This is a genomic window from Streptomyces sp. NPDC057307 (assembly GCF_042667665.1).
Taxonomy (GTDB): domain Bacteria; phylum Actinomycetota; class Actinomycetes; order Streptomycetales; family Streptomycetaceae; genus Streptomyces.
The window spans coordinates 1-11,985 of the sequence record NZ_JBHUZM010000019.1; the positions used below are offsets into that span (position 1 = coordinate 1).

Below are 11,985 nucleotides of genomic sequence, written 5' to 3' on the forward strand. Positions count from 1 at the left end.
CCCAATCCACCAAGTGGACGAGGTCGGGGTATCAACATATCTGGCGTTGACTTTTGGCACGCTGTTGAGTTCTCAAGGAACGGACGCTTCCTTTGTACTCACCCTCTCGGGCTTTCCTCCGGGCTTCCCTTCGGTTCTTGCTGTCCTGCGTTTCCGACTCTATCAGAACCTTTCGGCGCCTGATTCCCAGTCAGCGGGTTTGTCTTTCCGGCCCTTCGGCCGTTCCGACGTTTCAAACTCTAGCCCGTTTCCCCGTCGACTCACAAATCGAGTCCCGGTAATGGATTTCGGCATGCCGAAATTGTTCCCGGTCGGGGGCGTCCCGCAGAGTTTGTGTGCCGCATTCAAGCGGCGGGAGTGTGTCGTAGAACCGTTACGGCTCCATGACAACTCGAAGAACCTTACGGACCGGTCCCGGTGGTGTCAACTTGGGCCGTTCGCCCTCCGTCAACCGCAGGTCAGTCCAGGTCGGTCAGGCGTCCGCCGGCGTCCGGCTGGGCGTGTTCCACGCGGCGGAGGAGGCGGATCAGCAGCTCTCCCAGCACTCCGCGTTCGTCGCCCGAGAGGTCCTGGAGCAGGTCCTCCTCGAAGTTCGAGGCCATGCGCATGGCCTCCAGCCACTTCGTGCGGCCCTCGTCCGTCAGCTCGACGATCACCCGGACCCGGTTGTTCTCGTCCCGGTCGCGCGTGACCAGGCCCTCGCCCGCCATGCGGTCGACGCGGTGGGTCATCGCCGCCGGGGTGAGGCCGAGGCGCTTGGCCAGCTCGCCCGGGCCCAGGCGGTACGGGGCTCCCGCCAGGACCAGCGTCTTGAGGACCTCCCACTCGGCGTTGCTGATGCCGAGGTCGGAGACCTGTCGTCCGTACGCCACGTTCATCCGGCGGTTGAGGCGGCCGAGCGCCGAGACGACCTTCTCCACCTGGGGGTCGAGGTCGTCGAACTCTCGCTGATAGGCGGCGATCTGTTCGTCGAGGCTCGGTTCCTCGGGGGTGTCTGACATGCCGCGCAGTATGGCACGCGCATCGTTCGCGTTGAAGTCCTTCGATGTGTATTGTTAAGGCTCTAACTTTAGCTTTGAAGTCTTCAGGGCTCAGTTCTTGCAGTCTTGAGTCTTGAGTTCTTCGGTCTTCGGCTTCCCCTCTCGATCCTTCGATCTTTCGATCCTCCAAGGCAGGTGAGTGTGACCAGGGTGATGGGCGCCGCGATGCGCCGGATCCAGGCAGGGAACGCGCTGAGCGCGTTCGGGCTCGGGTTCACCGTCCCGTATCTCTATGTGTATGTGGCCCAGGTGCGGGACCTGGGTGCGAGTACGGCGGGGGCCGTGCTGGCCGTCTTCGCCATGGCCGCGCTCGTCGCCCTGCCCTTCACCGGTCGCGTGATCGACCGGCGCGGGCCGCTGCCCGTGGTCGTCGGTGGTGCGGTGCTGGCCGCCGTGGGCGCCGTGGGCATGGGGGTGGCGGCCACCGTGCCGACCGCCGTGCTCTCGGCGGCCCTGCTCGGTGCCGGTACCGCTGTCATGCAGCCCGCGCTCGCCACGATGATCGTCTGGTGCTCGACCCCGTCGACCCGTACGCGAGCCTTCGCGACGCAGTTCTTCCTGCAGAATCTCGGGCTCGGCGTCGGTGGTCTGATCGGTGGGCAGCTCGTCGATGTCAGCCGGCCGGGGAGCTTCACCCTGCTGTTCGGTATCGAGGCCGCCATGTTCCTGGTGCTGGCCGCCGTCGCGGGGACGGTCCGGCTCCCCCGTACGTCCTCCGTCTCGTCCGCGCTTCCCAAGGAGGCCGCGCGGACCGCGGGCGGTGGGCTGCGCGCGCTGCTCGGGCACCGGGCGATGGTCCAGTTGTGCGTGCTGGGCTTCGTACTGTTCTTCGCCTGCTACGGGCAGTTCGAGTCCGGGCTGGCCGCGTACGGCACCGAGGCCGCCGGGATCGATCCGTCGACGCTCGGGATCGCGCTGGCCGCGAACACCGCCGTGATCGTGGTCGCGCAGTTCGTCGTGCTCCGGCTGGTCGAGCGGCGCAGGCGGAGCCGGGTCATCGCCGCGGTCGGGCTGATCTGGGCGGTCGCCTGGATCGTCGCGGGGTACGCGGGCCTGGGGCACGGGAGCCAGACGATGGCGACGGCCGCCTTCATCTCCACGTACGCGCTGTTCGGGCTCGGTGAGTCGATGCTGTCGCCGACCGTGGCTCCGCTGGTGGCCGACCTGGCACCGGACGAGATGGTCGGGCAGTACAACGCCGCTTTCGCTCTGGTCAAGCAGCTCGCGCTGGCCGTCGGGCCCGCTGTGGGCGGGCCGATGGGGGCCGCGTTGCACGGCCCGTACATCGTGACGTTCGTGCTCTTCTCGCTCGGTGTCAGCGTGCTGGCGCTGCGGCTGGGCCGGCGGCTCACGCCCGTACAGGACCAGCCGTCACTCGCGCGTACGTCGCGCGTGGTGGCCGTACACAAGCCGGAGACCGCCGTGACCGCCTCCTCGTGACCGCCTGCCTCCTAATGAGGGAGCGCGAACTCGCACCAGACCGCCTTGCCGCCGCCCGGTGTACGGCGCGAGCCCCAGGACGAGGCGATCGTGGCGACGATGGAGATGCCACGGCCCGCCTCGTCCGCCGGTTCGGCGTGGCGGCGCAGTGGCAGATGGTCGTCCCCGTCGGTGACCTCGATGATCAGCCGGCGGTCCGTGCGGCGGAGTCTGAGGCGCATGGGCGGGGTGCCGTGCTGGAGGGAGTTGGCGACGAGTTCGCTGGTGGCGAGCACGCCCAGGTCTCTCAGCTCGACGGGGAAGCGCCACGAGGAGAGGACTCCCGAGGCGAACGCGCGGGCGCGCGGCGCCGCCTCGATGCCGCCGAGGAGGTCGAGCGCGGCGTTGTGGAACAGCTCGGCGGCGTGCCCGGTGCGGGCGGGGTGCTGGAGGACCAGTACCGCGACGTCGTCGTCGTGCTCGGCCGTGACCCCCATCGCGCGGATCAGCCGGTCGCAGACGACCTGGGGTGATCCCTTGGCCCCGGCCAGCGCGCGCTCCAGGGAGGCCACGCCCTCGTCGATGTCCTCGCTGCGGCGCTCGACGAGACCATCCGTATAGAGGACGGCGGTGGAGCCGGGCGCGAGGTCGATCGTGCCGGACGTGTGGATCCAGCCGCCGGTGCCGAGCGGGGGTCCTGTCGGATCGGCCGCGCGCGCGACGGTGCCGTCCTCGGCGCGGACGAGGATCGGCAGGTGGCCCGCCGACGCGTAGACGAGCCGGCCCTCGTTGGGGTCGTGGACCGCGTAGGCGCAGGTGGCGATCTGGCTGGGGTCGATCTCGGCGGCGAGTCCGTCGAGCAGCTGCAGGACTTCGTGCGGGGGCAGGTCGAGACGGGCGTACGCGCGGACGGCGGTGCGCAGCTGGCCCATCACGGCCGCCGCGCGGACGCCCCGGCCCATGACGTCGCCGATGACCAGGGCCGTACGGCCGGCGCCGAGGGTGATCACGTCGTACCAGTCGCCGCCGACCGCCGCGTCCGTGCCGCCCGGCTGGTAGGTGGCGGCGACGCGCAGGTCGTCGGGCTGTTCCAGCTCCTGCGGGAGGAGCGAGCGCTGGAGGGCGACGGCGGTCTCGCGGAGTCTGCGCTCGCTGGCGCGCAGGCGCTCGGCGGCCTCGGCGTGGTCGGTGACGTCGGCGGCGAAGATGAGGACGCCGCCGGATCCGCTGGTGTCGACGGGGGTGCAGGTCACCGTGTACGAGCCGTCGCGTGTCACGGCGGCGGAGCCGTTGGCGAGGGCGTGGGCCGTGCCGAACGTGGCCGACTGGACCTTGCGGGACTTGACCGTACGGGGCTTTCCGCTGCGCAGCACCTGGTCCATGAGGGGTAGCAGGCCCAGCTCGATCAGCTCGGGGCAGCTCTCGGCCGCGGCCGTGCCCGGCTCGCGTGGTCCGAAGGCGTCGGTGTAGGCGTCGTTGACGTAGGCGACGCGGTGGTCCTGGCCGTACACGAGCGCGACGAGGGCGGGGAGGCCGTCGAGGACGTCGCGGACGCCCAGTTCTTCGAGCGCGGGGATTCCGGTCGGGCTGCCGTCTTTTCCGGTCCGGCCGTCTCTTGCCCCTCTTCGGTCCCCGCCGTCTCTTCCGTCTCTCCCGCCCTTGCGCTCGCCGTGTCGTTCGAATTCACCACGGGCGGCGGGCACGGAACTGGCGGAACCCGGCGAGTGCGCCTCTCCGGCGTCCGTCCGCGCGGCGGTGCGGCGCTGTGTACCGGGGAGCCGGGCGCTCCAACGCGTGAAATTCACGGATTTTCAGGCCTCATGGTGTCGTTGCTGTTCGCCTTGGCGGGCTGTCGGATCGCTCTCTGCGGAATCACTCTGTGCAGATGTGAACCCACCTATGGTCACACGTTCAGGGTGGCCGACCGCACTGACATCGGACGTCAGACGTCTCTGGGGCGTTCCCGTCCGGCGGCGAGTTCGAATTCGGCGCGTGGGTGCTCCAGGGAGCCGAGGGAGACGATCTCCCGTTTGAAAAGCCCGGAAAGGGTCCATTCGGCCAGTACTCGCGCCTTGCGGTTGAAGGTCGGGACGCGGCTGAGGTGGTAGATGCGGTGCATCAGCCAGGCGGGATAGCCCTTGAGTTTACGGCCGTACACCTGCGCGACGCCCTTATGGAGACCGAGCGACGCGACGGAGCCGGCGTACCGGTGACGGTAGTCCCGCAGTGTTTCGCCTCGTAGCGAGGCGACGATGTTCTCGGCGAGTACCCGGGCCTGGCGGACGGCGTGTTGTGCGTTGGGGGCGCATTCGGCGCCTGGTTCGTCCGCGGCCAGGTCGGGGACGGCGGCGGCGTCACCGGCCGACCAGGCGTGTTCGGCGCCGTCGACGGTGAGCTTGGCCGTACAGATGAGCCGGCCGCGCTTGTCGAGGGGGAGATCGGTGGCGGCGAGGATCGGGTGCGGTTTGACGCCCGCCGTCCAGACAACGGTGCGGGTGGGGAAGCGGGTGCCGTCGCTGAGGACGGCCACCCGGTTCTCGCAGGAGTCGAGCCGGGTTTCGAGACGTACGTCTATGTTGCGGGCGCGCAGCTCGCGGACCGCGTACTTGCCCATGTCGTGGCCGACCTCGGGGAGGATGTGGTCGGAGGCCTCGACGAGGATCCACTTCAGGTCGTCGGCCTTGACGTTGTGGTAGTAGCGGGTGGCGTAGCGGGCCATGTCGGCCAGTTCGGCGAGGGCTTCGACGCCCGCGTAGCCGCCGCCGACGAAGACGTAGGTGAGTGCGGCGTCGCGCAGTTCCGGGTCGCGGGTGGAGGAGGCGATGTCCATCTGTTCCAGGACGTGGTTGCGCAGGGCGATGGCTTCCTCGACGGTCTTGAAGCCGATGCCGTGTTCGGCGAGGCCGGGGACCGGGAGGGTGCGGGAGATCGAGCCGGGGGCGAGGACGAGTTCGTCGTACGTCATCTCGAAGGAGCCGGGGGTCTCGCGCGCGTCGGCCGCCGCGTTGTCGACGTGCGGACGGTCGGGGCCGCCGAGGCCGTCCGGGCCGCCCGTGCTGTGGGGGCTGCGGGGGCCGTCGGCGGTCGCTCGGGTCGCTGCCTCTTCCTCGGACGCGAGGGTGGTGAGCGTCGCGACGCGTCTGGCGTGGTCGATGGATCTGGCCTCACCGACGATGATCGTGCAGTCCGGCAGGACGCGCCGCAGCGGCACCACGACGTGGCGCGGTGAGATCGAGCCGGCGGCGGCCTCGGGCAGGAACGGCTGGTAGGTCATGTACGCGTTGGGCGACACGACCACGACCTCCGCCTCGCCGCGCTTGAGCTTCTGCTGGAGCCGGAGCGCGGTGTACATCCCGACGTAGCCGCCGCCGATGACGAGGACGCGTGCGCGGGGCGGTGGTGCGGGGGTCGTCCCCCGGGAGATCTCTGCCTTCACCACCCCATGAGGCAACGGGCTCCGGGGTTTGTCCACAGCCCCGGCAAATTGTGTGACCGGAGCCCTTCGACGGCCCCACGTGCGCAAATCCCCCTGCGGCAGGGAAGGTTCGCAGGTCAGGGGGTGTGGGCCGGAGGGAAGGAGAGTGTCGAATCAGGCATCTTCCGGTCCTTGCTCCGATCGGGGGGCGCACTGTGCGGAACCACCCCCTTCTGAATTCCCCGGGGCTCAACTATGTTCGTACTTCGTCGGGGGGTCGACCGTGACTGGGTCGACGGCCCCGGCTGTCAGGCGGGGAGGTCTCCGGGGGGAGACGTCATTACCGGGGGAACGCTTATGCACATTCAGGATTCTCATTGGCAGGCCGTCGTTTCCATGGACGGCAACGGACGCGCGAGCGCGGGCGGGATCGGTCGTGCCGCGCCGCTGCGGGTGGACGCACAGCGCAATCTTGAGCACGTCCTTCGGGCGGCTCGTGAGGTGTTCGGCGAGCTCGGTTACGGGGCGCCGATGGAGGACGTGGCGCGTCGGGCCCGGGTCGGGGTCGGCACGGTCTACCGACGCTTTCCCAGCAAGGACGTGCTGGTCCGCCGGATAGCCGAGGAGGAGACCTCCCGGCTGACGGAGCAGGCGCGTGCGGCTCTGGGGCAGGAGGACGAGCCGTGGTCCGCGCTCGCCCGCTTCCTGCGGACGTCGGTGGCTTCCGGCGCGGGCAGGCTGCTGCCGCCGCAGGTACTGAGGGTCGGGGTGGACGTCGACGAGTCGACGGTCGTCCCGGACGCGTCGGACGAGGCACGGGTGCCGCAGCAGCGGCAGTCCGGGCACCCGGATCTGCGGGTGGTCGGTTCCGGTGAGCATGCCGGGCAGCAGCCTTCGGGGTCCCTGGGGTCGGCGGAGGCCGGCGGAGGCGCGGGCTCTCTGGGCGACGATCTGGTGGACCCGGCTTCGGGCACGGTCGAACTGCTCGATGTCGTGGGGCAGTTGGTCGAGCGCGCGCGTACGGCCGGCGAACTCCGGCCGGGTGTGACGGTGGCCGATGTGCTGCTGGTGATAGCCACGGCGGCGCCCGCGCTGCCGGACGCGGCGCAGCAGGCGGCGGCTTCGGCGCGGCTGCTGGACATCCTGCTCGAAGGGCTTCGCTCCCGCGCGGCGTAGTGGCGGCGGCGTGCGGGGCGGCGTCCGAGGTCTCCGTTCCGCGCGTCAGGCGTCAACTTGAGGCTGTGGGGCGGCTGTCGGACGGTAGTTCGTCCGACAGCCGTGCCGCCCCTGCCGTGAGCTGTTCTTCGCGGGTGCCCGCTCAGGGCCTCTCCGGACCTGTCCGGTACCGAACATCCTGGTGAACGGCGTTTGCGCCGCGCCCGGTTGAGCCCTTCGCGTACGGCCCCGGGCCGGTGCCCGGTTCCGGTGACAAATCACGTACGAGTGGTCGCTGTCAACAGGGGTTTGGCGGTGGCGGGCGCTGTGGCACGCTGGCCAGGTGTTTCGGGTCTGCAGGACGCTACGGGGGCTTCCGCGATGAGCGGTGACGGACGGGACGAGCCACTGGGTGGCGGCGGCGCCGGTGGTACGGAGACGGGGGGACCGCCTTCCGGGCAGGTGCCGAACCAGGGTGGGCCGGGAGGTTCCTCCGGGGCTGCCGGGTCCATGGGGCCGGTCGGGTCGGTCGGGTCGGTGACGTCTACGGCGCCCGCGACTCCTGCCGCTGCCACCGCCCCCACCGCCCCCGCCACTTCCCAGGACGACGCGGATCCGAGTGTGCCGCCGCAGCGCGAGGGTGGTGGCGGTGGCGTACCGGTCGAGGCCGACGCGCTCGTCGAGGGACCCGCCGCCGATCTGCCGCCGCCGGACGCCGAGTTGATCCAGCGCATGCGGGACGGCGACGACGGCGCGTACGAGGAGTTGTACCGGCGGCACTCGGCGGCCGTACTGCGCTATGCGCGTACGTGCTGCCGGGACGCCCACACCGCGGACGACCTGACGGCCGAGGTGTTCGCGCGCACGCTCCAGGCGGTGCGTGGGGGTGCCGGGCCGGAGCAGGCGGTGCGCGCGTATCTGCTCACGACCGTACGGCGCGTCGCCGCCGCGTGGACGAAGACCGCCAAGCGGGAGCAACTGGTCGAGGACTTCGCGGTGTTCGCCGCGGATTCCGCCCGCGCGGCCGAGGTGTCGGACGACGAGACCCTCGACCTGGGCGCCGACGTGCGGGCCATGCACGAGGCCGAACGGTCGCTCGCCATGCAGGCGTTCCGCAGTCTGCCGGAGCGCTGGCAGGCCGTGCTCTGGCACACCACCGTGGAGGAGGAGTCGCCGAGCGCGGTCGCGCCGCTGTTCGGACTGACGGCCAACGCCACGGCCGTGCTGGCGAGTCGGGCGCGTGAGGGGCTCAAGCAGGCGTATCTCCAGGCGCATGTGAACACGGCGGTCGCCTCTGCCGGGGACTGCGCGCAGTACGCCGACCGGCTGGGCGCGTACGCGCGCGGCGGGCTGCGGATCCGGGCCGAACGCGGGCTGCGCAAGCACTTGGACGAGTGCGCGAAGTGCCGCCTGGTGGCGGGTGAGTTGGCGCACGTCAACGCCGGGATTCCGGCGGTGCTTCCGCTCGCGGTCATCGGGTGGTTCGCGGCCGGGTACTCGCTCAAGGCCGCCGGTGTCGTCGCCGGCGGGGCGGCGGGCGCGGCCGGAGCGGGTGCGGCGGCTGCCGCGGCCGGTGGTGGCGCGTCGGGGTCCGCGGGAGCCGGCGCGGTGGGCGGTGCGGCGGCCGAAGGGCTGGGCGCGCCGATGAAGGCGGGGATCGCGGCGGTGGTCGCGCTCGCGGCGGCGGCCGGGCTGGTGTGGGCGCTGTCCGGGGACGAGGTTCCTGACAAGCCGAAGGCGAAGCCGCCCGTCGTACAGCCGGTGACACCGGAAGAGGCGCCGCCGCCACCGAAGTTGAAGCCACCGGCCGCGCCCGGACCGGCGCCCCGGCCGGCCCCGGCGGTGGAGAGGCCCACGCCGAAGCCGAAGCCGAGCCCCACACCGACGAAGGCGAAGCCGACACCGCCGAAGCCCAAGCCCAAGCCCCCGGCGCCGCCCGCCGCCCGGCCGAAGCCGCCCGCACCGGCGCCGCCGCCGCCTCCCGCGCCGGAGGTGTATCAGGTGAACCAGCTCAAGTACGACGTGGCGGGCGACGGGTCCGGGCCCCAGGTGCGGATCGGGGAGAGCAGTTGGCTCTGGCAGCGCCCCGGTATGTCGATCGGCGGCACGCGGTACGGGCACGGGGCGTCCATGCACGCGCGGGGCTCGGTGACCATCGAGCTGAACCGGCGGTGCGCCACCTACCAGGCGCTGGTGGGCGTCGACGACATGACGCTCGGGCTCGGCGCGCTGCGCTTCTCCGTGTACGGGGACAGCGGCCGGCTCTGGCGGTCCCCGGTGGTGCGCGGCGGCGACGCGGCGGTGCCGGTGAGCGTGGGGATCGGGGGCCAGGAGACCATTCGTCTGGTGGTCGAGCCGCACACGGCGTTCGACTCGGTGGCGGTGGCGGACTGGGCGCAGTCCAGGATCAGTTGCCGCTGAGGGACCGTCCCGGACCCGTTGTCCCGGACCCGTCGTCCCCGGAACGGCTACGGGCGCAGCGTCGGGCGGGACGGCATCACGCCGCCCGCCACCGCGCGCTGGCGGGGCGCGGCCGAGCCCGTCCAGCAGGTGCCTCGGCGCGAGAGCAGGCGCCTGAGCCACAGTTCCGTGGAGACCAGGTCGGCGATGCCGTCCAGCGGGATCGGCTCGCCCTCGGCCGCCTTGCGCAGTGCCTTGCGCACCACGCGCGCCTCGATGAGGCCCGCGTCGGCCAGCAGCGGCGCGTCGAACAGGGCCATCAGGTCGTTGACGGCCGCCCGCATTCCGGTGCGGGTCGCGGCGGCCTCCGTCGCGTGAGTCGTGGCGCCCCAGCCCGGCGGCAGGTCGTGGATGCCCGTGCCCGCGAGGACGGTGCGCAGGATGTCGGAGCGGGCGCCGGGCTGGACCCGTAGCGATTCGGGCAGGGCCCGGCAGGCGCGTACCACCTGGTTGTCGAAGAACGGCGCGTGAAGCCGCTGGCTGCGGATCTCGGCGGCCTGCTCGAAGATCCGGTGGTCGGCGGCGTGCCGGGCGAGCGCGGCCCGTGCGCGGGCCTCTCCGGGCCGCTGGACGGATGTGGGGCGGATCGCCGCCGCCGTCAGGCGAACCGATACTTCAGCGAGAGCCTCCCCCGTGAGCCAGCGCGCCGCCGGTCCGGGGCGCGACCAGGTGAGCGCGGCGAGGGAGGCGCCCAGCGGCCCGTCGGCGGCGGGGGCGTCGCGGTCGCGGTGTGCGCCGGGGAGTTGGGCGGCGGCCTGTTCGAGGCCGGTGCGGTACGGCGTACGGGCGAGGCGGCGGGCCGCGCGGTAGACGGTGAGCGGCACGAACAGGGAGCCCGCCGAGGGTCGTTGGGCCTTGGCGAGCGCGGTGGTCGGCCGCAGCAGATCGCGGCGGCGCCGGTCGATCAGCAGGTCGGCCAGGCGCGCCGGGTGGGCGTCCAGCACCTCGCGGGCGCCGGCCCCGGTGAAGTGGTCGGCGCTGCCCGCGGCGAGCCGGCGGCGGTGGCGTTCGGCGGTGACGAGGGACGGGCCGGGCTCGTCGGTCAGCGGGCCTTCCAACTCGGCGTACGGCAGGGCCTCTTCGCCCGCCGCGACGACCACGTGGTGCAGCCGGGGGTTGGAGGCCATGGCGCGGGCCCGTTCCAGTTCGGCCTCGCGCCCGCCGGTGACCAGGTCGTTGAAGGTGACGGCGAGGAGGCGTTCGCCGGCGCCGGTGCCGTGGCCGAGGACGGTGCCGGGCGCGCCCGGAAGTCCGGCGGCGAGCAGGGCGAGCGTGCCCGACGCGCTGCCGCCCGACAGGTCGGCGCCGATGCCGGGGACGGGTCCGCCGCGCGCGGCGCGCCGGTCGGCGGGTCCCATGCCGGGTACGGGGCCGGGGTCGGGCCGCGAGGTCTCGGGGGCGTGGCGCGGCGCCAGGAGTCTGGCTCGTACGGCTTCGACGAGGGCGTCCCTGACTCCCTCGACGGCCCGTTCCGGGTCGACCTGGGGTGCGGCGACGGCGAGCGAGGCGACCTGTTCGTACCCGGTGATCTCGCGGGAGCCCTCGCGCAGGACGAGGGCGTGGCCGGGCGGGACGCGTTTGACGCCCGCGTACGGGGTGGAGTCGCGCAGCGCCTCGGGTGTCTCGGGGCAGGCGAGCAGTGCGGCCAGGTGCCCGATGTCCAGCTGTGCCTCGATGAGGTCGGCGAGCGGGAGGGCGGCGGTGGCGTAGGCGGTGCCGTTGGCCCAGGGGGTGTGGAAGACGGGTCTGGCGCCGGCGAGATCGCCCGCGACGGTGATCCGGCGGCCGATCTGCGCGACCGCCGTGTAGCTGCCCGGCCAGGCGGTGAGATGGCGCAGGGCGCCGCCGCGCGCCGCGAACAGGCCCAGTTTCAGCTGTTCGTCGGTGGCTCCGCAGCACCCGAACACGGCGAGCCGGGTGAAGGCGTCGACGCTGACGACACGTACTTCGTCGTCGCGCCAGTCGCCCACGGCCCACAGCGGATCCGGGTCGCCCCACAGGAGTTGGGACCCGACGGGGTGGACCGACCGGCCCTCGGACTGATCACCCACGGCTCCCGCCGTGCCGAAGCTCGCGGCGATACTGCTCCACCCCACCAACCAGCGCATCGCCGCCTCCACAGCCTGTGGATCAAGAGTCGTACCCGTTGTCATCGGTCGTTCATGAACATGCTGCCACGACAACGGCACACAGGAGGGGACCCGGCGAGGGAGCGCGAAATGCGAATGCGCCCCTGGCAAAGGACAATTGGGGCGGTGAGGGGCTCAGGTCGGACAGACAGCATTCAGCCAATCTCCGAGCCTGATCGGCCGACAGAACGTCGGCGAACGTACAGTCCGGGAGGCGCCTTCGCCTCCCGGACCGATCCGCCACCCGCGGGGAAATGAGGCGGCGGTGTCCCCCAGCCCACTGGTTCCAGTACGCAGTGGGCCGACCCACGCAGCACTCATGGAAGCGCTCACGGCCTCTTTTGGCCAAGAGCGCACGGCCGGGCGC

7 protein-coding genes are annotated in these 11,985 nt (G+C 71.9%); 3 read left to right on the forward strand and 4 right to left on the reverse strand.

Translation table 11 applies throughout. From position 1 onward, the window contains the following. Positions 1-458: 458 nt before the first annotated feature. Positions 459-1,001: a MarR family winged helix-turn-helix transcriptional regulator gene (locus ACFUN8_RS10280; RefSeq protein WP_382571209.1), complete on the reverse strand. Its 543-nt coding sequence runs from the start codon at positions 999-1,001 to the stop codon at positions 459-461. A 192-nt stretch (positions 1,002-1,193) separates the two neighbouring features. Between ACFUN8_RS10280 and ACFUN8_RS10285 the strand changes: the two genes are divergently transcribed. Further along, positions 1,194-2,480: an MFS transporter gene (locus ACFUN8_RS10285; RefSeq protein WP_383634344.1), complete on the forward strand. Its 1,287-nt coding sequence runs from the start codon at positions 1,194-1,196 to the stop codon at positions 2,478-2,480. An 11-nt stretch (positions 2,481-2,491) separates the two neighbouring features. Here ACFUN8_RS10285 and ACFUN8_RS10290 read toward each other — a convergent pair whose 3' ends face one another. Next, positions 2,492-4,264, reverse strand: coding sequence for a SpoIIE family protein phosphatase (locus ACFUN8_RS10290; RefSeq protein WP_383634226.1), 1,773 nt, complete (start codon positions 4,262-4,264; stop codon positions 2,492-2,494). 137 nt (positions 4,265-4,401) lie between these two features. After that, on the reverse strand, positions 4,402-5,898 hold the full coding sequence (locus tag ACFUN8_RS10295; protein WP_383634228.1) for an NAD(P)/FAD-dependent oxidoreductase: 1,497 nt from the start codon (positions 5,896-5,898) through the stop codon (positions 4,402-4,404). Positions 5,899-6,231: 333 nt separating this feature from the next. Between ACFUN8_RS10295 and ACFUN8_RS10300 the strand changes: the two genes are divergently transcribed. Together ACFUN8_RS10300 and ACFUN8_RS10305 are read left to right on the forward strand one after the other, a co-directional pair. Beyond that, positions 6,232-7,050 carry a TetR/AcrR family transcriptional regulator gene (locus ACFUN8_RS10300; protein WP_383634230.1) on the forward strand — a complete coding sequence of 273 codons (819 nt, stop codon included), beginning with the start codon at positions 6,232-6,234 and terminating at the stop codon, positions 7,048-7,050. 360 nt (positions 7,051-7,410) lie between these two features. Continuing rightward, positions 7,411-9,450 (forward strand): sigma-70 family RNA polymerase sigma factor, encoded by a 2,040-nt coding sequence (locus ACFUN8_RS10305; protein ID WP_383634232.1) that lies wholly within the window; start codon positions 7,411-7,413, stop codon positions 9,448-9,450. Positions 9,451-9,497: 47 nt separating this feature from the next. On the opposite strand, the gene ACFUN8_RS10310 is transcribed toward ACFUN8_RS10305, so the two are convergent. After that, the gene (locus tag ACFUN8_RS10310; protein ID WP_383634234.1) at positions 9,498-11,597 is read right to left on the reverse strand and encodes an asparagine synthase-related protein; all 2,100 of its coding nucleotides are present in this window, start codon (positions 11,595-11,597) and stop codon (positions 9,498-9,500) included. Between the last annotated feature and the right edge of the window lie 388 nt (positions 11,598-11,985).